Origin of the sequence: Streptomyces vietnamensis (assembly GCF_000830005.1) — a bacterium.
In the GTDB taxonomy this organism is placed as follows: Bacteria; Actinomycetota; Actinomycetes; order Streptomycetales; family Streptomycetaceae; genus Streptomyces; species Streptomyces vietnamensis.
Genome location: NZ_CP010407.1, coordinates 2747341 through 2767547, shown reverse-complemented (window position 1 = coordinate 2767547; position 20207 = coordinate 2747341). Strand labels below are relative to the sequence as shown.

Below are 20207 nucleotides of genomic sequence, written 5' to 3'. Positions count from 1 at the left end.
GAGCGATGAGTTCCGAGGGGCAGGCCCGTCTTACCTCTCGACAGCACCGAACGAGAGAGACGAGAGCGCCATGGCCCCGCAGATGATCTTCGTGAACCTGCCCGTGAAGGACGTCGACGCCAGCAAGGCCTTCTTCGAGAAGCTCGGCTACTCCTCGAACCCGCAGTTCAGCGACGAGACCACCGCCTGTGTGGTCATCAGCGACACGATCTTCGCGATGCTCCTCGAAGAGCCCAAGTTCAAGTCCTTCATGGCCCCCGGCAAGGAGATCTCCGACGCGACCAGGACCACCGAGGTCCTGGTCACGCTGAGCGCCGAGAGCCGGGAGGAGTGCGACCGGCTCGCCGACGCCGCCCTCGCCGCCGGCGGCGGTCCGGCGAAGGAGCCGCTGGAGATGGGCTTCATGTACGGCCGCTCCTTCACCGATCTGGACGGCCACCACTGGGAGGTCTTCTGGATGGACCCGGCGGCCGTCGAGGGCCAGGCCTGATTCGGGCCGCAGGCCTCAGGCCGAGACTCCGCCGTCGATCACCAGGTCCGTGCCGACGGCGGAGCCCGCGTCGTCCGACGCGAGGTACAGCACCGCAGCCGCCACCTCCGCCGCCGACGAGATGCGGCCGAGGGGCGACTGCTCCTTCATCCGGACCTCCCGCTCGGCCTCCGTCTCGCCGGGCCGCAGCGACATCGTGGACTCCGCCGCGCCGGGGCTGACCGCGTTGATCCGGACCCCGTCGCCGATGTGGTCCAGGGCCGCCGCCCGGGTCATCGCCGAGACCGCCGCCTTGGAGACCTGGTAGCCGAAGACCCCGGGGATCCGGACGTGCGGGCCCAGGTTGGACGCGATGTTCACGATGGCCCCGCCGCCGTTCGCCCGCATGTGCGCGACCTCGGCCTGGAGCGCGTGCAGGACGCCCGTGACGTTGATGTCGAGCAGCGTCCGCCAGTCGTCGAGGGGAAGGTCGGCGGCGCTGTGGCCGCCGCCCCGGAAGACCCCCGCGTTGTTCACGGCGACGTCCAGGCCGCCGAACAGCTCGACCGTGCGCCGGACCAGCTCCCGGGTGGACCCGGCGCTCGCCACGTCGGCGGTCACCGCGGCGGCCGTGCCCCCGGCGGCCTCGATCAGGGCGACCGTCCCGTCGAGGGACTCCGCCGTACGGCCGGCGACGACGACCTTCGCGCCCTCGGCGGCGAAGGCGAGCGCGATGACTCGGCCGAGACCGGAACCGGCGCCGGTGACGAGGACGGTGCGGTCGGTGAAGCGTGCGGACATGGGAGCTCCTTATCGGGTGCGGGAGGTGACGGTGGCGAGGACGGTGAACAGGACGGCCGCGGCCGCCAGTGACACCGCGTCCCCGCCGAGGAGGAGCAGTCCGGCGAAGGCCAGTCCGTAGGCGGCGCTCAGCAGGATCAGTTCGGCGCGGTCGAGCCGGAACTCGGCGCCGATGCGGGGGAGCGGGACGGCGAGCGAGGCGAGCGTGAAGATGAGCGTCATCTGCACGGCGCCGAGGAGGAGGAGGAAGCCGTGCCGGGAGTCCACGGCCCGGGGTCGTCGTAACCGTGTCGTCGTCGTTTCCATCCCCATCCCCCTCTGAACTTGACCGTACGTTCCAGAATGAAGCCCGAAGAAAGGGCGCCCCCGTGGGCGCCCACTGCTCAGCCCAACAGCCCCAGTGCCTGCTCCGCCGCGTCCGTCACCCGGCCCGGGTCGCTCGACACCTTGCCGACCACCCGGATCCCCTGGAGCAGGACGAGCAGCATCCGGGCGAGCGCCCGCGGGTCCCGGTCGGCCGGGAGCTCGCCCCCGGCGCGGGCCCGGGTGAGCGCCCCGTGCAGGAGCGTCTCGATCTGTTCCCAGCTCAGCTCGACCCGGCGGGCGACCACCGTGTCGTGCGGGCCGAGCTCCGCCGCCGAGTTGGTGACGAAGCAGCCGTTCAGGCGCTCCCCGTCCGCCGCCGCCTCGGTGGCGAAGCGGCGGACGAGCGCCCGCACGGCCGGCAGCGCCGGGCCCGGCGCGGACAGCTCCTCGACGATCCGCGGGTCGCGGGTCTCCAGGTAGCGGTTCATCGCCTTCAGGTACAGCTCGTGCTTGTTGCCGAAGGTCGCGTAGATGCTGGCGCGGCCGATGCCGAGGTGCTCCACGAGGTCCGACATCGTCGTCGCCTCGTAGCCGCGCGCCCAGAACAGTTCGAGCGCCGCCTGGAGCGCGGCCTCCGGATCGAATTCCTTGGTCCTGGCCACGAGAGGACCGTACGGCTATCTGGAACGATCGGTCAAGTTACTTCGTGCGCACCGGATAGACCGCCACCGCGACCTCGTCGTCGTCCAGGCACCGGCCCGTCTCCAGGTCGAAGCGCTGCTTCAGGAGCGGCGAGGCCACGAACGGCCGCCCGCCCACCGAGCCGATGAGCCCCCGGGAGAGCACCTGCGCCCCCGTGAACGGATCGCGGTTGTCGATCGCGTACGTCCGGCCCGCCCGGTCCCGGAAGACCGCCGCCTGCCGGCCGTCCGGAAGGAGTGCCGCCACGCCCCGGCCGGGGGTCAGCCGGGCCTCCTCGCAGACCGCCATCCAGGAGTCGGGGGAGACGGAGAGCTCGAGTGTCGTCGTCATCGGGAGGTGGCCCCTTCCAGGTTTCCGATCGTGAGAATCGTGAGGTCCGGCTTGATCTGGTCGCGCTCCGGCACGAACCGGACCGACGGGTCCGGCGCCCCGGGCGCGTTCACGAAGGACACGAAGCGCCGCAGCCGCTCCGGGTCGTCCAGGGTCTCGGCCCACTCGTCGCGGTAGTCGGCGACGTGCGCGGCCATCAGCGCCTCCAGCTCGTCGCAGAGCCCGAGCGAGTCGTGCACCACCACGTCCTTGAGGTGGTCGAGCCCGCCCTCCAGGCGCTCCAGCCAGGTCGACGTCCGCTCAAGACGGTCCGCCGTCCGGATGTAGAACATCAGGAACCGGTCGATCAGACGGACCAGTTCGGCGTCCGAGAGGTCCTGGGCGAGCAGGTCCGCGTGGCGCGGGGTCGCGCCGCCGTTCCCGCCGACGTACAGGTTCCAGCCGTTCGCCGTCGCGATGATCCCGAAGTCCTTCGACTGGGCCTCCGCGCACTCGCGGGCGCAGCCCGAGACCGCCGACTTCAGCTTGTGCGGGGCGCGCAGGCCCCGGTAGCGCAGCTCCAGCTGGATCGCCATCTTCACGGAGTCCTGGACGCCGTAGCGGCACCAGGTCTGCCCGACGCAGGACTTCACCGTGCGCAGTGCCTTGCCGTACGCGTGTCCCGACTCGAAGCCCGCGTCGACCAACCGGGTCCAGATCGAGGGCAGTTGGTCCACCCGGGCGCCGAAGAGGTCGATCCGCTGGCCGCCGGTGATCTTCGTGTAGAGGCCGAAGTCGCGGGCCACCTCGCCGATCACGATCAGCTTGTCCGGGGTGATCTCGCCGCCGGGGATGCGCGGCACCACCGAATAGGAGCCGTTGCGCTGCAGGTTGGCGAGGAAGTGGTCGTTGGTGTCCTGGAGGGAGGCCTGCTCGCCGTCCAGGATGTAGCCGCCAATCCCGAGTGTCGGGGCGAGGGAGGCCAGGATGGACCCGACGGTCGGCTTGCAGACCTCGCAGCCCTCACCGCCCCGCGCCTCCTCGCGCCCGTGCGAGTCGAGCAGCGCCGCGAAGGAGGTCAGGCGCAGGGTGCGGGCGATCTCGTACAGCTCGCTCCGGGTGTACGAGAAGCAGCCGCACAGCCCCTTGTCGACGGCGGCCGGCAGCAGCTTCTCGATCACCTTCACGCAACTGCCGCAGCCCGTACCGGCCTTGGTGCACCGCTTCACCTCGGGCAGGCTCGTGCACTGGCCGATCGCGTGCTTCGTCACGTTGTGGCAGGAGCAGATGACGGCGTCGTCCGGCAGCGCCGACGGGCCGAGCGAGACCGGGGCGCCCGCGCCCGCCGGGAGCACCAGCTGCTCGGGGGAGACCGGCGGGACCGTGCCGGTGAGCGGGCGGAGCAGGCCGTACTGCTCGGCGTCGCCGACCAGGACGCCGCCGAGCAGCACCCCGTCACCGGAGATCACCAGCTTCTTGTAGACGCCCGAGCGGGAGTCGGAGTACACGACGTCGAGGCAGCCCTCGGCCGTGCCGTGCGCGTCGCCGAAGGAGGCCACGTCCACGCCGAGCAGCTTCAGCTTGGTCGACATGTCGGCGCCGGTGAAGCCGTCGCCGCTCGCGTGGTCGGCGATGGCCGCAGCCGCCGTCTGCGCCATCTCGTAGCCCGGCGCCACCAGGCCGTACACCCGGCCGTCCGAGGCCAGCGCGCACTCGCCGATCGCGAAGACCGCGGGGTCGGAGGTCCGGCAGAACTCGTCCACGGCGATGCCACCGCGCTCGCCGACGGCGAGGCCGCAGTCGCGGGCCAGCTGGTCCCGGGGGCGTACACCCGCCGAGAACACGACCATGTCCGTGGCCAGTTCGGAACCGTCCGACAGCTTCATGCCCACCACGGCGCCGTCGCCCCCGGTCACGATCTCCTGCGTGCCCGTGCCCGTGTGGACGGTCAGACCCATCCCCTCGATCGTCCGCAGCAGGGCCGCACCGCCGCCCTCGTCGACCTGCACCGGCATCAGGCGCGGCGCGAACTCCACGACGTGCGTGTCGAGCCCGAGGCCCTTGAGCGCGCCCGCCGCCTCCAGGCCGAGCAGGCCGCCGCCGACGACCGCGCCGGTCGTCGCCGTCTTCGCGTACTCCTCGATCGCGAGGAGGTCCTCGATCGTGCGGTAGACGAAACAGCCCTCGGCGTCCTTGCCGGGGACGGGCGGCACGAAGGGGTACGAGCCGGTGGCCAGGACGAGCGTGTCGTACGCGAAGACCCGGCCGGAGCGGGCGGTGACCGTCCGGGCCGCCCGGTCCACCGTCTCGGCCGGGTCGTTCACGTACAGCTCGATGCCGTGCTTCTCGAGGAACCCGTCCTCGACCATCGACAGGTCGTCCGGGGTCTTCCCGGAGAAGTACGAGGTCAGCTGGACGCGGTCGTAGGCCGGGCGCGGCTCCTCGCAGAGCACCACGATCCTGGCCCGCTCGGTGACGCCACGGTCGGCGAGCGCCTCGAGGAACCGCTGGCCGACCATTCCGTGGCCGACCAGGACGATGGTGGGGGTGGTCATGAGGAGCCTCCGTCGTGGGTGAGCAGGTGGAGCAGGGGGGCCGCGTCGGGCAGGGCCTCGTCGCCCTCCCAGGCCCTTGCGAGCGCGCCGACCGCGGCGAGGTCGCCGAGGAGGACGCCCCCGACGAGCCGGTCCCCGCGGACGACGACCTTCCGGTAGGCGGCGCGCGTGGCGTCGGCGAGCTGGACGACGTCGTCGCCCGGCTGGGCGGTGACTTCACCGAACGCGGCGAGGTCGAGGGGCCGCGCCCCTCCGAGCGTGAGGCGGGTGAGGGCGCGGGTGCCGGTGTAGCGCGCGGCGGGTGCGCTTCCGGCCGATGCGGGCTGCGCCTCGGCTGGCGCTGGCGCGGGTGTCGCCGCTGTGGGCTGCGCCCCGCCCGCTGTGGGCATGCGTTCCGCCGGGGCGAGGGGGGTCCCCCCTGCTCGAGCGAAGCCGAGCGCTTGGGGGAGGGTGGGCACAGCGGACCCGCGCCCTGCCGGCGCCAGAGGCTCCCGGGCCTGGGCCCGCACCGGATGCGCGGCGTCCTCGTGGTGCGGGTCGGTGCGGAGGGCGGGGGCGCGGCCAGGCGCGCCGTCCCGTGTGCCCACCCGTCCCGCCCCAGCGGGACGATTGCCCACACGGGGGTGGGCGCCGTCCCGCGTGCGCGCGGGCGCGGGGGCGTCCCCAAGAGCGCCGTCCCGTGTGCCCGCGCGGGCTTCGGCGGAGGCGCCGGTCAGGGCGCCCGTGCGGGCAGGCGCGGGTGTTTCCGCGAGTAGTACGTCCGCCAGGACGTCCGCCTGTTCCAGTGCCGGGCCCGCCAGGCCGTACACGCGCCCCCCGTGCTCCGCGCAGTCGCCGATCGCGTGGATGTGCGGGTCCGAGGTGCGGAGCTCGTCGTCGACCACGATGCCCGTCGCGACGGACAGGCCCGCCTCCCTCGCCAGGGCCACCCGGGGGCGGACCCCGCACGCCAGGACCACGACCTGGGTGTCGAGGACGTAACCGTCGGCGAGTTCGACCGCCGTGACCGCCCCGTCCCGCTGCCGCAGGCCGCTCACCCGGCACTCGGTGTGCACCTCGACCCCCAGCGCCTCGACGTGCGAGCGCAGCAGGGCGGAGGCCTGGGCGTCGAGTTGGCGTTCCATGAGGCGCTCGCCCTGCTGGGTCAGGACCACGTCCGCGCCGAGCGCCGCGAGGGCCCGCGCGGCCGAGACGCCGAGGAGCCCGCCGCCGATGACGACGGCCCGCACCCCGGGCCGTACGAGCGCGCGCAGCGACAGGCAGTCGTCGAGCGTACGGAAGGGGTGGACGCCGGCCGGGAGCGCCGCGCCCCGCAGGCCCCGCAGCGGTGGGAGGACCGGGTTCGAGCCCGTCGCCAGGACCAGGCGGTCGTACCCGACCAGCGAGCCGTCCGCGCACTCGACCGTCCGGGCCGCCCGGTCGATCCGTACCGCCCGGACCCCGAGCCGTACCGGCTCCCGGGTTCCGGGCAGGGCGATGACCTCGGGGGCGTACCGTCCGGCGAGGACGTCGGCGAGCAGCACCCTGTTGTAGGGGGCGTGCGGTTCCTCGCCGAGGAGGGTGACGGGCAGGCGCTGGGCGAGCCGGGCGCCCGCCGTTCCGCCCCCGACCACCACGATCCGTGTACTCATACCGGAAGGGTGCGAGGCCGGTGTTACCCGTCGGGATCCCGGCTGTTTCCCGGACGGAACGCTGATCTCCGTCCGGACCGGATGCCGCTGTGAGGCCGCAAGCTCAGAACCTACTCAACGATCAAGCGACCGATGGACGGGGCAACGATCGCCTCCCTAGGCTCGCGACCATGCCCGACATCTCGCTGACCACCCTTGTCCTGCTCTGCCTCGCCGCCCTCGTGGCGGGCTGGATCGACGCCGTGGTGGGCGGTGGCGGGCTGCTCCAGCTGCCCGCCCTGCTGCTCGGTCTTCCGCACGTCCCGGCCGCGTACGTCCTCGGCACCAACAAGGCCGTCTCGATCGTGGGCACCACCGGGGCCGCGATCACCTACCTCCGCAAGGCGCCCGTGCGGGTGTGGACGGCGGTACGGATCGGGCTCGCGGCCCTCCTCGGCTCGATGGGCGGCGCGTTCTTCGCGGCCGGGATCAGCAGCGAGGTGCTGCGCCCGGTGATCATGGTGGTGCTGCTCGCGGTCGCGGCCTTCGTGATGCTGCGGCCCTCCTTCGGCGCGAAGGTCGAGGGGGAGGAGCGGGCGCCGCTGACCCGGGCGCGGATCGTGACCGCGATCGTGGTCGTCGGCGGCGGGATCGGCTTCTACGACGGCCTGTTCGGTCCCGGCACCGGGACCTTCCTCGTCCTCGCGCTGACGGCCGTGCTCCACCTGGACCTGGTGACCGCCTCGGCCACCGCGAAGATCGTGAACGTCTGCACCAACGCGGGCGCGCTCGCCATGTTCGCGTACCAGGGCAGCGTGTACTGGCAGCTCGCGGCCGTCATGGCCGTCTTCAACCTGGCCGGCGGGATGCTCGGGGCGCGGATGGCGCTGAGCAAGGGGGCCGAGTTCGTCCGCGGCGTCCTGCTCGTCGTGGTGCTCTCGCTGGTCGCGAAGCTGGCCTTCGACCAGTGGGCGTGATCTTTCAGCGGACCCCGATGAGGTGGCCGAAGGCGACCACGTTCCCCTGGTAGCCGTTCTTCTTCGAGAAGCCGCCGCCGCAGGTGATCACCCGGATCTCGGCCCGGCCGGCCTCGTCGTAGACCTTCCGGGACGGGAAGTCCTTGTTGTCGTACACCTCGATCGCGTCGATCGTGAACACGGCGGTCTTCCCGTCCTGCCGGTCCACCTCGATCCGGTGGCCCTTCTTGAGCGCGCCGAGCGTGTAGAAGACGGCGGGTCCGTCGGCGTTGTCGACGTGGCCCGCGATGATCGCGGTGCCCTTGGCGCCGGGCGTGGTGCCGTCCCCGTACCAGCCGGCCATGTTCCGGTCCGCGGCCGGCGGCACGTCGAGCGCGCCGTTCTCCTTGAGGCCGAGCCGCATCATCGGGGCGTCCACGTCGGTCTCGGGGATCCGCAGCCGGACCGGCGGCGAGGGCGGCAGCGGGTCGGCGGCGGCGTCGGTGTGCACGCTCGGCCCGGCGGCGAAGGCCTGCGCGGCCGACGGCACGGGCGGGGTGACGGTCTCCGAGCCGTTCTGGACGAGCCAGATCCCGGCGCCGGCGGCCACGGCTATGACCCACCCCTTGCTCTTGTTGCTCACCTGGATTCCCTCGGTCCCTCGGTCGCTTCGTGCATGTGGCCCTGGGGCGTGGTCCCGGGATGCGGCCCCGGAACGCCGCCCCGGGGTGTGGCCCTGCCCCCGCCGGGCCGTGTACGGGCGCGCGGCGGGGGCAGGACGGGCGGTGGTCTCAGTGGTCCTGCGCGCCGCTCGCCCGGCGGCGCAGGAGCCAGACCCCGCCGACGGCAGCCGCGGCCAGCACCGCCGCGCCCGCCGTGACCTGGGCGGTGTCGGGGCCGACGCTGCCCCCGACACCGGTCTGGACGTGGCCGCTGGGACTCCGGTGCTTGACCCACAGGTCGCCCCGGGCGGTCTTGCCGTTGTCGCAGGCCACGCTGATCCAGTAGGAACCGGCCTTGACGTGCTCCGGCACCTCGAACTGTCCGACCACGACCTCCTTGTGCGTGCTCGGCTTCAGCTGGAACTCGCCCGCGCCGAGCGAGTTCGCGTCGCCGACACCGTGCCCGTGCTTGCCGCAGGCGAGCGTGTTCACGGTGACGGTCTCGCCGGGGGACACGGACGACGGGTTGATCTCCAGCGACTCGTGGTTCCCGTTCGACTCGTGGTTGCCGTTCGACTCGTGGTTGCCGTTCGACTCGTGGTTCCCGCTCGACTCGTGGCTCTCGCTGTTCCACGATGAGGGGTCGTTGTCCGCGTACGCCGCGGGGGCGGCGAACGCCCCGATCGCGACGACCGCCAGCGCGGTACCGGTGAACAGACGGGCAGTGGTGCGCATGGGGGTCCTCCGGGGCGCGCGAGCGGTCATGCCGGCTGGTCCTGCCGGGAGGGACATCCCGGAGCCGGACCTTCTAAGACCGAGATAAGAGCCGCGCCGCACACCCCGCCTGCTGATGGATCATCAGGATTGCTCCGTCCGATACGGTGTGTCGCCTGGATTTCGGACATTTCCGCAGGTCAGAGCGGTTCATGGAGTGTCATCTGACGGTCCGTGCCGAACGGGTGAGCAGGTGCAGGGGGTATGCGAAAGGGCCGGGGCGCCCGAAGGCACCCCGGCCCCTCTCCCTCCCGGCGCCTTTCCGTCAGCCGCGGTCCGCCCCGCAGCCGGGACCGGACGGCAGGCAGCCGACCGGCCGGCCGGCGGAGCCCACCGACGCGTACCGACATCGCCGGCATTCGTGCAGGACCAGCACGATCCGCTCCCCGGCGCAGCCCACGGCGGGCGAGGTGTACGTCCGGTGCGGCGTCGCCGCGGCGCACCGGGGGCAGTCGAGCGTCCGCTCCTCACCGTTCGTCATCGTCCCGCCCTCCCCGCACCGCCCCGAGGGCCGGCCCCGAGGGCGGCGAGGGCTCCGAGGAAGAGCCACGCCTGCTCCGGGACTCCCGCGCCCGCCGCGGGGGAGAGCACCAGGATGATGCCGAGGACGAGCGAGGCGAGGAACGCGGCGCTCTTGACCGGAAGGTCTACTCTGAGATCGACGAACACGGGGTTCTCCCTTGTGTGTGGTCGGAAGGCCGCCCCTGCTCCTGCCCGGATGCGAAGGGGCGGCCTCGGCCGTTTCTTCCGCGTCTGTTCCGCAAGGTATGTCAGGTCACATGGGGTGTCCCTCCTCCCTGCCTGAGCGGTGCCAGGCTCGATGTCCCGAGTGTGCGGCGGCCGGTGGGCCCGGGCAATGGCTGGAAGACGCGCGTAGACCGGTACTGACGGAGCGGAACGCCCGCACCGGTCTGTCAACTTCTGTGAAGCTGACGGACAATGACGGACCATCGGAGAACACTCGGGAACCGTCCTGCCGGGAACCTCCTGCGGGAACGTCCTGCGACGCGAAGGGCACCGCTCATGACCGACACGGCCTCCTCGCCGGCCCCGTACGGCCCGCAGGAGCGCTTCGCCGCCGAGTTGCGCGAGCTGCGCCGGCAGACCCTCACCAAGCCGACGCTCGACGCGCTCGCGCGGTCCATGGAGTGCGCGCGCAGCAACGTCTCGATGATCCTGAACGGCCGCCGCTTCCCCTCCTGGGAGCACATGTGCGCGCTCGTCGAGGCCCTCGGCGGGAAGCCCGCCGACTGGCGGGACCGCTGGCTGACCGCCCGGCGCGAGATCGAGGAGGCGGGCAGGGCGGGCGAGGCCCCGCCGGTGCCGCTGCCGCCGCCCCTCCCGCTCGACGCGCTCGCGGGCGGGGAGACGCTGCCCGGAGTCCACTGGTACAAGGACAACCGGGAGTTCTACGAGGCCGCGGCGGAGCGGGTGCGGGGCGCCGGTTCGGAGATCCGGGTCACCTACACGCGCCGCTACCCGCCCGACCAGACCAGTACGAACGCCTCCCGCGAGTACTTCAGGGCGGTCCAGGACTGGGCCGCCGCCGACAGCGAGGACGAGCGGAGCGTGCGCCGGATCATCGGCGTGCCCGAGCGGGACGCGGTGCCCGACAAGGACGTCCTGGCCTGGGTGCGGCGGCATCACGGGGAGACCGAGGGCATCCTCAACTACGAGGCGGCCGTGATGCGGTGGACCGCCGCCGCCGACGGCCTCAACATGGCGCTGATCGACGACAGCGTGGCCTTCCTGGCCTTCTCCGGCGGGTCGAAGCAGCGGCTCAACGGCTTCAGCGTCGAACATCCCAGGTTCATGGGGTACTTCGCCGCCTACTTCGACCAGCTGTGGGTCGCCCTCCCCTCACTCGCCCACTACCTGGACGAACTCCCCGGCTGAGCGCCGGCCGCGATCTCCTCCGGAGTCACGCTGTCGTACGCTGCGAACACCCGCCCGATCAGCTCCTCGTCCACCGCGAACGTCGTCTCGTCGATCGCCGTCACCGGCGCGATCGTCCGGGAGTTCGTCACGAACGCCGCCCGGAAGCCCGGGAGGTCGGCCAGGGTGACCGGGCGCCGGACCGAGGGCAGGCGCGGCTCCAGGAGGGCCATGGTGATGCCGGTGAGGCACGGTGCCGACGGCCAGACCACCGAAGTGCCGTCCCAGAAGGCGATGTTGGTGACCGCGCCCTCGGCGATCTCGCCGTACGGGGAGGTCAGCAGGGCCTCGTCGAAGCCGGCCCGGCGGGCCGCCTCGCCGTGGTAGCGCTGGCCGAAGCCGCCCAGGTGCTTGATGTGCGGCGCGGGCCGCCAGTAGTCGACGGTCGTCAGGCGCTGCGGGGCGCCGGGGCCGTCGGGGGCCGGGTCCGCGACGGTCACCACGGTGCGGGCGCCCTCGTACACGTACACCCGGACCGAGGCGTCCCGCCGCCCGGCGTTCGCGAGGGCCCCGGTGACGAGCTCGCGCACCCGCTTGCCCTCCAGCTCCCGGTCGAAGAGCTCGCGGGTCGAGCGGTCGAGGCGGTCGAGGTGCAGGGCGAGGCCCTTCACGCGCCCGTCCCGTACCTGCATCGCCGTGAAGTGGCCGTAGCCGCTCATGAGGGCGGCGAGGAGCTCCGGGTCGGCCGCCGGGGTGCCGTCGATCTCGATGCGCGGGGGAGGTGTCGTCATGCCCTCACCGTACGACCCGCGGAACGCACGTGGCCCGGACCGCACTTGGCTTGGACTGCACGTGGCCCGGACCGCACGTGGCCCTGACCGGACTTCGTACGGAAGACGCTTGACCTCAACCAAGCTTGAGGTATCACGATCATCCGCATGCTGTTCCGACTGCTCGCACCCCGCCTCCGGCCGTACCGGTCCCTCCTCGTCCTCCTCGTCGCCCTCCAGCTCGTCCAGACCCTCGCCTCCCTCACCCTGCCCACCCTCAACGCCGGCGTCATCGACCACGGCGTCCTGCGCGGCGACACCGGCCGGGTCCTCTCCGGCGGCGCCGTGATGATCGCCGTCACCCTCCTCCAGGCCGCCGCGGCCGCCGCCGCCACCTACACCGGCGCCAGGATCGCCATGGGCGTCGCCCGCGACCTGCGCTCCGAGGTGTTCCGCCGCGTCCAGGACTTCTCCGCCCGGGAGCGCGGCCGCTTCGGCGCCGCCTCCCTCATCACCCGGACCACCAACGACGTCCAGCAGATCCAGACGTTCACCGTCCTCGTCCTCACCATGCTGGTCGCCGCCCCGCTGCTCTGCGCCGGCGGACTCGTCATGGCCCTGCGCCAGGACGTGCCGCTCGCGCTCGTCCTGTTCGCGTTCGTGCCCGTGATGACCGGCGCCGTCGGCACCGTCGTGCTGCGCATGCGGCCCCTCTTCCGCGGCATGCAGGAGCGCGTCGACCGGGCCAACCGCGTGCTCCGCGAGCAGATCACCGGCGTCCGGGTGGTCCGCGCCTTCGTCCGCGACCGGCACGAGCGGGAACGGTTCGCCACGGCCAACGACGAACTCCTCACCGTCGGCCTCAGGGCCGGCCGGCTCCAGGCCCTCATGTTCCCCACGGTCCTGATCGTCTGGCAGCTGACGACCGTCGCCCTCGTGTACGTCGGCGCCCACCGCATCGACTCCGGCGCCCTCCAGCCGGGCGGGCTCGTCGCCTTCCTCGGCTACCTCCTCCAGACCTCGATGTCCGTGATGATGGTCCTCTTCCTGTTCATGCACATGCCCCGCGCCGAAGCCGGTGCCGAGCGCGTCCGCGAGGTCCTCGACACCCGCTCCTCCGTCACCCCGCCCGCCGACCCCGTCCGGACCCTCGCAGGCCCCGGCCGCCTCGACCTCGACGGCGTCGGCTTCCGCTACCCGGGCGCGGAGGAGTCCGTCCTCCACGACGTGGCCCTGGTCGCCCGGCCCGGCGAGACCACCGCCGTCGTCGGCTCCACCGGCGCGGGCAAGTCGACCCTCCTCGGGCTCGTGCCCCGGCTCTTCGACGCCACGGACGGCGAGGTCCTCGTCGACGGCGTCGACGTGCGGCGGCTCGACCCGCAGCTGATGGCGAAGACCGTCGGACTCGTCCCCCAGAAGCCGTACCTCTTCTCCGGGACCGTGGCGACCAACCTCCGGTACGGCCGGCCCGACGCGACCGACGAGGAGCTCTGGCACGCCCTGGAGGTCGCCCAGGCCGCCGACTTCGTACGCGAACTCGACGACGGCCTCGACGCCCCCGTCTCCCAGGGCGGCGCCAACTTCTCCGGCGGCCAGCGCCAGCGCCTCGCCATCGCGCGCGTGCTCGTCGCCCGCCCCCGCCTCTACCTCTTCGACGACTCCTTCTCCGCGCTCGACCCCCGGACCGACGCCCGGCTCCGCACCGCCCTGCGCGAGGAGACCGCCGACGCCACCGTCGTCATCGTCGCCCAGCGCGTCTCCACCATCCGGCACGCCGACCGGATCGTCGTCCTCGACCGGGGCCGCACCGTCGGCACCGGCACCCACACGTCCCTCATGCGGGACAACCCCACCTACCGGGAGATCGTCCTCTCCCAGCTCACCGAGGAGGAAGCCGCATGAGCACGGCGACCGAGACCCGCGCCCCTCGCCCCACCACCAAGGCCCCCGCCACCGTCCCCGCCCGCACCGGCCCCCCTCCCCAGCGCGGCCCCGGCCTCGCCGCCCCCTCCCTCGAACGCTCCCTCTCCTTCCGCTCCTCCGGCCTCCGCCTCCTGCGCACCCTCGCCCCCGACCGGGCCCTCCTCCTCGCCGTCCTCGCCGCCGGTGCCGCCGCCGTCTCCCTCTCCGTCCTCGGCCCCCTCTTCCTCGGCCGCGCCACCGACCTCGTCATCACCGGTGCCACCGGCCCCGCGGGCGTCGACTTCGCTGCCGTCGGCCGGATCCTCGCCCTCTCCGTCGCCGTCGTCACCGGCTCCTCCGCCCTCACCTGGGTCCAGCTGCGGATCGCCACCACCGTCGTCCAGCGCGCGGGCCACCGGCTGCGCGAACGCGCCCAGCACAAGCTGGCGAAGCTGCCCCTCACCTACCTCGACGGGCAGCCGCGCGGCGAGGTCCTCTCCCGCACCACGAACGACATCGACAACATCGTCCAGACCCTCCAGCAGGCCTTCAGCCAGATGACGCGCGCCCTGCTCACCCTGGCCGGCGTCCTCGTGATGATGTTCTGGATCTCCCCGCTGCTCGCCCTCGTCGCCCTCGCCACCGTGCCCGTGTCCGTCGCCGTCGCGACCTTCGTCGGCAAGCGCGCCCAGCCCCAGTTCGTGAAGCAGTGGGCGGTCACCGGTCGGCTCGGCAGCCACGTCGAGGAGATGATCACCGGCCACACCGAGGTCGTCGCCTTCGGCCGCCGCGCCGAGGCCGTGGCCCGCTTCGACGAGCTCGGCGAGGAGCTCTACCGGGCGAGCTTCCGCGCCCAGTTCGTCTCCGGCTTCATCCAGCCCGCCCTGACCCTCGTCGGCAACCTCAACTACGTCGCCATCGCCGTCGTCGGCGGCCTGCGGGTGGCGAGCGGCACGCTGTCCGTCGGCGACGTGCAGGCCTTCATCCAGTACTCGTACGACTTCAACGGCCCCATCAACCAGGTCGCCGCCATGGCCAACCTCCTCCAGTCCGGCGTCGCCTCCGCCGAGCGGGTCTTCGACCTCCTCGACGCAGAGGAGGAGTCCCCGGACCCGACCGAACCCCGGAAGCCCGCCGAGCTGCGCGGCCGGGTCTCCTTCGAGAAGGTCGCCTTCCGCTACGAGGACGGCAGGCCGCTCATCGAGGACCTGTCGCTCACCGTCGAACCCGGCCGCACCGTCGCCATCGTCGGCCCCACCGGCGCCGGCAAGACGACCCTGGTCAACCTGCTCATGCGCTTCCACGAGGTCACCGGCGGCCGGATCACCCTCGACGGCGTCGACACCGCCGCCATGACCCGGGAGGAGCTGCGCTCCGCCACCGGCATGGTCCTCCAGGACACCTGGCTCTTCGGCGGCACCATCGCCGACAACATCGCCTACGGGGTCCCCGGCGAGGTCTCCCGCGAGCGGATCGTCGCCGCCGCGAAGGCCGCCCACGCCGACCGCTTCGTCCGCACCCTGCCCGACGGCTACGACACCGTCCTCGACGAGGACGGCGGCGGCCTCAGCGCCGGCGAGAAGCAGCTGGTCACCCTCGCCCGCGCCTTCCTCTCCGACCCGGTGATCCTCGTCCTCGACGAGGCCACCAGCTCCGTCGACACCCGTACCGAACTCCTCGTCCAGCAGGCCATGGCCTCCCTGCGCGCCGGCCGCACCAGCTTCGTCGTCGCCCACCGGCTCTCCACGATCCGGGACGCCGACACGATCCTGGTGATGGAGAGCGGCGCGATCGCCGAGCAGGGCACCCACGAGGAACTCCTCGCCGCCGGGGGCGCCTACGCCCGGCTGCACGCCGCCCAGTTCGCCCGTACGGTGGAGACGTGATCGTCACCGTCCGCACCACCACCGACGCCCGCGCCAAGGCCGACGCCCTGGCGCGCGGCGCCGTCGAGGCCCGGCTCGCCGCCTGCGCGCAGATCAACGGGCCCCTCACCTCCGTCTACCACTGGCAGGGCGCGATCGAGACGGCCGAGGAGTGGGAGGTGGTGTTCAAGACCACCGAGGCCCACTACCAGGCCCTGGAGGCGCACCTCCTCGCCGCCCACGACTACGAGACGCCCGAGATCCTCGCCACCCGGGTGGCCCGGGCCGGCGAGGAGTACGCCCGCTGGGTCGAGCGGGAGACCACGGCGGCCCGGCTGATCGAGCACCCGGTGGGCGAGGAGCGGCCGTTCTTCGTGTACGGGACGCTGCGCCCGGGCGGGTACAACCACGACCGGTTCCTCGCCGGCCGGATCGGCACCGAGGCGGACGCCGTGCTGCACGGGGCGGTCCTGCACGACGGGCCCGGCTACCCGTACGTCGTCCCGGCGCACGGGGGCCGGGTGGTCGGCACCCTGCTCACGCCCTCGTCCGGCGACTACAGCGATCTGTTCGGGCTGCTCGACCGCCTCGAGCTGCCCGTCGGGTACGAGCGGGTGGCGATGGACGTCGAACGGGTACGGGACGGGGCGAAGGTGTCCGCCTGGGTGTTCCTGGCGTCCCCGGACGCGCCCCTCGGCCCGGTCATCGAGAGCGGGGACTGGTTCGACCGGCCGTAGGGACCTCGTGGGCAAGCGGTTCCAGGCGGACCGCGCACACCTTGAACTCGGGCATCCGGGAGACCGGGTCGAGCGCCGGGTTCACCAGGGTGTTCGCCCGCCCCTCCCCGTACCAGTGGAACGGCATGAAGACCGTGTCGGGCCGGATGGACGCGGTGATCCGGGCCGGGGCGACGGCCCGCCCGCGCCGCGAGACCACCGCGAGCTCCTCGCCCTCGGCGACCCCGAGCCGCTCGGCGAGCCTCGGGTGCAGCTCCACGAACGGCCCCGGCGCCGCCGCGTTCAGCTCGTCGACCCGCCGGGTCTGCGCCCCCGACTGGTACTGGGACACGACCCGGCCGGTCGTCAGGACCACCGGGTACTCGGCGTCCGTCTCCTCGGCCGCCGCCCGGTGCACCACGGGCACGAACCGGGCCCGCCCGTCGGCCGTCGCGAACCGGTCCAGGAAGAGCCGGGGCGTGCCCGCGTGCTCGGGCCCGGGGCAGGGCCAGAAGACGCCCTGCTCCTCCTCGATCCGCCGGTAGCTGATGCCCGCGTAGTCGGCGGGCCCTCCCGCCGAGGCGCGGCGCAGCTCCTCGAAGACCTCCTCCGGGTCGGTCGGGAAGCCCTTCTCCCGGCCGAGCAGCCCGGCGAGCCCGTGCAGCACCTCCAGGTCGCTGCGGACGCCCGCCGGAGGGGTGAGGGCGCGGCGGCGCAGCAGCACCCGCCCCTCCAGATTGGTCATGGTCCCCGTCTCCTCCGCCCACTGGGTCACGGGCAGGACGACGTCGGCGAGTTCGGCGGTCTCGGAGAGCACGACGTCGGCGACGGCGAGGAAGTCGAGCGAGCGAAGGCGCCCTTCGACGTGCGCGGCGCGCGGCGCGGAGACGACCGGGTTGGACCCCATGAGGAGCAGGGCCTTGATGTCGCCGCCGAGCGCGTCGAGGAGCTCGTACGCGCTCCGCCCGGGCCCCGGCAGCGACTCCGGGGCGACGCCCCACACGCCGGCCACGTGCGCGCGTGCGGCGGGGTCGTCGAGCTTGCGGTAGCCGGGCAGCTGGTCGGCCTTCTGGCCGTGCTCGCGGCCGCCCTGGCCGTTGCCCTGGCCGGTGAGGCAGCCGTAGCCGTTCAGCGGCCGGCCCGCCCTGCCGGTGGCGAGGCAGAAGTTGATCCAGGCGCCGACGGTGTCGGTGCCCTTGGACTGCTGCTCGGGGCCGCGCGCGGTCAGCACCATGGCGTTCTCGGCGTCGCAGAACATCGCGACGGCCTCGCGGAGCTGCGGCACGGACACGCCGGTGATCCGCTCGACCTGCTCGGGCCAGTGGGACATGGCCCCGGCGCGGGCGCCCTCCCAGCCGTCGGTGCGCTCCGCGACGAACGCCTCGTCGACCCGCCCCTCGGCGACCACGAGGTGGAGCATGCCGAGGGCGAGCGCGAGGTCGGTGCCGGGGCGCGGCGCGAGGTGCAGATCGGCCTGTTCGGCGGTGCGGGTGCGGCGTGGGTCGACGACGATGAGCTTCCCGCCGTTCTCCTTCAGCTCGGTGAGGTAGCGCAGGGCGGGCGGCATGGTCTCGGCGAGGTTGGACCCGACGAGGATGACGCAGCCGGTCCTCGGGATGTCCTCCAGGGGGAAGGGGAGGCCCCGGTCGAGGCCGAACGCCCGCTGGTGCGCGGCCGCGGCGGAGGACATGCAGAAGCGCCCGTTGTAGTCGATCTGAGAGGTGCCGAGCACGACCCGGGCGAACTTGCCGAGCGTGTACGCCTTCTCGTTGGTGAGGCCGCCGCCGCCGAAGACCCCCACGGCATCGGGACCGTGGTCGGCGCGGGTGCGGCGCAGCCCGTCGGCGACGGCGGCGAGCGCCTCCTCCCAGGACGCGGGCTCCAGGGCCCCCGTGTCAGGGCGTCGGACCAGGGGCTCGGTGAGCCTGACCCGGGAGGAGAGCACGGAGGGGGCGGTGCGGCCCTTGCCGCACAGGGCGCCCCGGTTGACGGGGAAGTCGGACCGCTCGACCACCTCGGCGGGCAGCTCCGGGGTGCCGGTGGGGCGGAGCGACATGCCGCACTGCAGGGCGCAGTAGGGGCAGTGGGTGGGCACGGTGGCGGCGTCGGACATGCGGCCAGCCTGCGTCCGGCGTGTTACGCGGGGCGGCGCGGCGTATTACGGGCGCGGTGCTCTCCGCTCAGCTCGCGACGGGCCCCGGGGTGAGGCGGGCGCCTCACCCCGGGAGCGCGCGGTCAGCTGATGTCCTCGTACTTCCAGCCCGAGGCGATCTTGACGCGGCCGCCGAACGTGGCGGAGCCGCGCAGACCGGTGGCCGTGTAGCGGTACACGTCGCCGCCGGGGGTGACCGCGACGAGGTCGGCCCGGCCGTCGCCGTTCATGTCGCCGGGCGAGGCCAGGTGGTCGTAGCCGCCCCAGCCCGCGCCGATCAGGACGCGCGCGGCGAACGGCGCGGTCGCCGAGCCGGTGCCGGGGTGCACGTACAGGCGGTCGTTGTCGCGGGAGACGAGGTCGGGGCGGCCGTCGCCCGTGACGTCCCCGGTGCCGACCAGCGTGTCCGCGTGCCAGCCCGTGGCGACCTTCACGGCCGCGCCGACGCGCGGCGGGTTGTAGTACTTCAGACCCGGGTGGAGGAACAGGTTGCCCCACAGGTCCAGGCCGAGGACGTCGGCCTTGCCGTCCTCGGTGACGTCGCCCACCGAGACGATCTCGGCGTAGTTGTAGAAGGCCGCGCTGGTGGAGACCTCGCCGCCGCGGTCGCTCATCAGGCCGGGGTTGTACGCGGTGAGCACGGTGGCCCGGTCGGCCTCGTCGAGGCCGTGGGTGTTGTGCACCCGCCAGTACTGCTCTCCGGCCCCGCCGTACTGCCGGGGTGCGGTGAGCGTGCCGTCGGACAGCGTCCCGACGGTGTAGGCCGTGCCCGCCGCGTTCACGGCGAGCAGGCTGTGCTTGCCGTAGGCGGGGACGCCGCCCTGGCCGAGGTAGTACGAGAGGTTCTGGCCGCCGCCGCCGTAGTACGTCCGCGTCCCGAACTTCCCGCCGCCGACGGAGAGGTACTTGTAGAACGTGCCGCTCTGCGTGCGGGCCAGCAGGTCGCCCCTGCCGTCGCCGTTCAGGTCGTCGGCGCCGATGATCTGGTTGTACGTGTTCCAGCCGCCGCCGATCCTGACGCGGGCCCTGAACGGGGCGGTGGCGGAGCCGGTGCCCTTGTAGAAGTACAGGTCGCCGCCCGGCGTCCGGGCGACGAGGTCGGCGATCGCGTCGCCGTCGAGGTCGTTGGTGCCGACGAGCTGGTCGTACGCCTGCCAGCCCTCGCCGACCTTGACGCGCGACTTGAACGGGCCCGTGTGGTCCACGACGCCGCCCTTGCCTGCGTACAGGTAGAGCGCGCCGGACGGGGTACGGGCCAGCAGGTCCTGGAATCCGTCCTTCGTCAGGTCCCCGGGCGCGAGGACCTTGTTGTAGATCTGCCAGCCGTTCCCCTGCCAGACGGGAGTCACGGAGGTGGCCGTGGGGCTCACGGTCTCGTGGATCCGCAGCGTGCCGTCGGAGCGGAGCGTCAGCAGGTCGGGGGCGGCGGTGCCCCACAGGTTGTCGGCGGCCAGGATCTCCTTGCTGACGGCGCCGTCGAGGTCGTCGTTGCCGATCGTGAACGGCGCGCTGGTGCCCGTCTTCGACAGGGCGATCGTCAGCTTGCCGGTGGTGGCCGACCGGTAGATCCGGTCGCTGCGGCCGTCGCCGTCCCGGTCGAACCGGGGCTTCGCGAGGGCGGTGGTTCCGGCCGTGGCAGCGGTGGCGGTGGAGACGGGGCCGGTGGACACCAGGCCCACGCCGAGCGCGAGGGCCGTGCAGGCCGCCAGCCGATGCGTGCGGCGCCGATGGTGCGTGTGGAGCAAAGTCCCTCCTGGGACGGGGGTAGAACGGGGGCGTCCGG

General features: G+C 73.0%; 19 protein-coding genes. 6 read left to right on the top strand and 13 right to left on the bottom strand.

Annotated features, from left to right (window positions below; all coding sequences use genetic code 11):
* The first annotated feature begins 70 nt into the window (after window positions 1–70).
* A complete protein-coding gene (locus SVTN_RS12345) occupies window positions 71–490 on the top strand; it encodes a VOC family protein (RefSeq protein WP_041129134.1) in 420 nt (139 codons plus the stop codon).
* 15 nt (window positions 491–505) lie between these two features.
* Here the strand turns inward: SVTN_RS12345 and SVTN_RS12340 are convergent, their stop codons facing one another.
* The 6 genes from SVTN_RS12340 to SVTN_RS12315 form a co-directional block, all read right to left on the bottom strand.
* A complete protein-coding gene (locus SVTN_RS12340; RefSeq protein ID WP_041129133.1) occupies window positions 506–1270 on the bottom strand; it encodes an SDR family NAD(P)-dependent oxidoreductase in 765 nt (254 codons plus the stop codon).
* A 9-nt stretch (window positions 1271–1279) separates the two neighbouring features.
* Window positions 1280–1537 (bottom strand): hypothetical protein, encoded by a 258-nt coding sequence (locus SVTN_RS44975; protein WP_041129132.1) that lies wholly within the window; start codon window positions 1535–1537, stop codon window positions 1280–1282.
* Window positions 1538–1653: 116 nt separating this feature from the next.
* Complete coding sequence (locus SVTN_RS12330) at window positions 1654–2238, bottom strand: TetR/AcrR family transcriptional regulator (protein WP_041129131.1); 585 nt, start codon at window positions 2236–2238, stop codon at window positions 1654–1656.
* Window positions 2239–2275: 37 nt separating this feature from the next.
* On the bottom strand, window positions 2276–2608 hold the full coding sequence (gene nirD, locus SVTN_RS12325) for a nitrite reductase small subunit NirD (RefSeq protein ID WP_041129130.1): 333 nt from the start codon (window positions 2606–2608) through the stop codon (window positions 2276–2278).
* Window positions 2605–5142, bottom strand: coding sequence for a nitrite reductase large subunit NirB (nirB, locus tag SVTN_RS12320; RefSeq protein WP_041129129.1), 2538 nt, complete (start codon window positions 5140–5142; stop codon window positions 2605–2607). The genes nirD and nirB overlap by 4 nt, the downstream gene beginning before the upstream one ends.
* Window positions 5139–6761: an FAD-dependent oxidoreductase gene (locus tag SVTN_RS12315; protein WP_425429046.1), complete on the bottom strand. Its 1623-nt coding sequence runs from the start codon at window positions 6759–6761 to the stop codon at window positions 5139–5141. The genes nirB and SVTN_RS12315 overlap by 4 nt, the downstream gene beginning before the upstream one ends.
* Window positions 6762–6943: 182 nt before the next feature.
* On the opposite strand from SVTN_RS12315, the gene SVTN_RS12310 reads away from it, so the two are divergent.
* A complete protein-coding gene (locus SVTN_RS12310; protein ID WP_041129127.1) occupies window positions 6944–7729 on the top strand; it encodes a sulfite exporter TauE/SafE family protein in 786 nt (261 codons plus the stop codon).
* A gap of 4 nt (window positions 7730–7733) precedes the next feature.
* On the opposite strand, the gene SVTN_RS12305 is transcribed toward SVTN_RS12310, so the two are convergent.
* The 4 genes from SVTN_RS12305 to SVTN_RS12290 form a co-directional block, all read right to left on the bottom strand.
* Window positions 7734–8351 carry a class F sortase gene (locus SVTN_RS12305; RefSeq protein WP_041129126.1) on the bottom strand — a complete coding sequence of 206 codons (618 nt, stop codon included), beginning with the start codon at window positions 8349–8351 and terminating at the stop codon, window positions 7734–7736.
* Between the two features lie 148 nt (window positions 8352–8499).
* The gene (locus SVTN_RS12300; RefSeq protein ID WP_041129125.1) at window positions 8500–9105 is read right to left on the bottom strand and encodes a hypothetical protein; all 606 of its coding nucleotides are present in this window, start codon (window positions 9103–9105) and stop codon (window positions 8500–8502) included.
* A 304-nt stretch (window positions 9106–9409) separates the two neighbouring features.
* Window positions 9410–9625 carry a hypothetical protein gene (locus SVTN_RS12295; protein WP_041129124.1) on the bottom strand — a complete coding sequence of 72 codons (216 nt, stop codon included), beginning with the start codon at window positions 9623–9625 and terminating at the stop codon, window positions 9410–9412.
* The gene (locus SVTN_RS12290; protein WP_041129123.1) at window positions 9622–9813 is read right to left on the bottom strand and encodes a hypothetical protein; all 192 of its coding nucleotides are present in this window, start codon (window positions 9811–9813) and stop codon (window positions 9622–9624) included. The genes SVTN_RS12295 and SVTN_RS12290 overlap by 4 nt, the downstream gene beginning before the upstream one ends.
* Before the next feature lie 354 nt (window positions 9814–10167).
* Here SVTN_RS12290 and SVTN_RS12285 point away from each other — a divergent pair, with 354 nt between their 5' ends.
* Window positions 10168–11040, top strand: coding sequence for a helix-turn-helix domain-containing protein (locus SVTN_RS12285; protein ID WP_041129122.1), 873 nt, complete (start codon window positions 10168–10170; stop codon window positions 11038–11040).
* On the opposite strand, the gene SVTN_RS12280 is transcribed toward SVTN_RS12285, so the two are convergent.
* Window positions 11016–11810 carry an aminotransferase class IV gene (locus tag SVTN_RS12280; RefSeq protein WP_052499080.1) on the bottom strand — a complete coding sequence of 265 codons (795 nt, stop codon included), beginning with the start codon at window positions 11808–11810 and terminating at the stop codon, window positions 11016–11018. The two genes, SVTN_RS12285 and SVTN_RS12280, sit on opposite strands and share 25 nt — an antisense overlap.
* A gap of 147 nt (window positions 11811–11957) precedes the next feature.
* On the opposite strand from SVTN_RS12280, the gene SVTN_RS12275 reads away from it, so the two are divergent.
* The 3 genes from SVTN_RS12275 to cutA are packed head-to-tail and all read left to right on the top strand — an operon-like array spanning window position 11958 to window position 16293.
* Window positions 11958–13691 (top strand): ABC transporter ATP-binding protein, encoded by a 1734-nt coding sequence (locus SVTN_RS12275; RefSeq protein WP_041129121.1) that lies wholly within the window; start codon window positions 11958–11960, stop codon window positions 13689–13691.
* Window positions 13688–15577 (top strand): ABC transporter ATP-binding protein, encoded by a 1890-nt coding sequence (locus SVTN_RS12270; RefSeq protein ID WP_041129120.1) that lies wholly within the window; start codon window positions 13688–13690, stop codon window positions 15575–15577. The genes SVTN_RS12275 and SVTN_RS12270 overlap by 4 nt, the downstream gene beginning before the upstream one ends.
* On the top strand, window positions 15574–16293 hold the full coding sequence (gene cutA, locus SVTN_RS12265) for a divalent cation tolerance protein CutA (protein WP_041129119.1): 720 nt from the start codon (window positions 15574–15576) through the stop codon (window positions 16291–16293). Before SVTN_RS12270 ends, cutA begins: the two co-directional genes overlap by 4 nt.
* Here cutA and SVTN_RS12260 read toward each other — a convergent pair.
* The gene (locus SVTN_RS12260) at window positions 16259–18385 is read right to left on the bottom strand and encodes a molybdopterin oxidoreductase family protein (protein WP_052499079.1); all 2127 of its coding nucleotides are present in this window, start codon (window positions 18383–18385) and stop codon (window positions 16259–16261) included. The genes cutA and SVTN_RS12260 overlap by 35 nt on opposite strands.
* Before the next feature lie 122 nt (window positions 18386–18507).
* The gene (locus tag SVTN_RS12255) at window positions 18508–20169 is read right to left on the bottom strand and encodes an FG-GAP repeat domain-containing protein (protein WP_041129118.1); all 1662 of its coding nucleotides are present in this window, start codon (window positions 20167–20169) and stop codon (window positions 18508–18510) included.
* Window positions 20170–20207 lie beyond the last annotated feature (38 nt).

Bases quoted from the DNA above. Each gene is read 5' to 3' on its own strand.
- SVTN_RS12345 (WP_041129134.1), top strand. From the start codon at position 71: ATGGCCCCGCAGATGATCTTCGTGAACCTGCCCGTGAAGGACGTCGAC.
- SVTN_RS12340 (WP_041129133.1), bottom strand. From the start codon at position 1,270: ATGTCCGCACGCTTCACCGACCGCACCGTCCTCGTCACCGGCGCCGGT.
- nirD (WP_041129130.1), bottom strand. From the start codon at position 2,608: ATGACGACGACACTCGAGCTCTCCGTCTCCCCCGACTCCTGGATGGCG.
- nirB (WP_041129129.1), bottom strand. From the start codon at position 5,142: ATGACCACCCCCACCATCGTCCTGGTCGGCCACGGAATGGTCGGCCAG.
- SVTN_RS12310 (WP_041129127.1), top strand. From the start codon at position 6,944: ATGCCCGACATCTCGCTGACCACCCTTGTCCTGCTCTGCCTCGCCGCC.
- SVTN_RS12300 (WP_041129125.1), bottom strand. From the start codon at position 9,105: ATGCGCACCACTGCCCGTCTGTTCACCGGTACCGCGCTGGCGGTCGTC.
- SVTN_RS12295 (WP_041129124.1), bottom strand. From the start codon at position 9,625: ATGACGAACGGTGAGGAGCGGACGCTCGACTGCCCCCGGTGCGCCGCG.
- SVTN_RS12285 (WP_041129122.1), top strand. From the start codon at position 10,168: ATGACCGACACGGCCTCCTCGCCGGCCCCGTACGGCCCGCAGGAGCGC.
- SVTN_RS12280 (WP_052499080.1), bottom strand. From the start codon at position 11,810: ATGACGACACCTCCCCCGCGCATCGAGATCGACGGCACCCCGGCGGCC.
- SVTN_RS12275 (WP_041129121.1), top strand. From the start codon at position 11,958: ATGCTGTTCCGACTGCTCGCACCCCGCCTCCGGCCGTACCGGTCCCTC.
- SVTN_RS12270 (WP_041129120.1), top strand. From the start codon at position 13,688: ATGAGCACGGCGACCGAGACCCGCGCCCCTCGCCCCACCACCAAGGCC.
- SVTN_RS12260 (WP_052499079.1), bottom strand. From the start codon at position 18,385: ATGTCCGACGCCGCCACCGTGCCCACCCACTGCCCCTACTGCGCCCTG.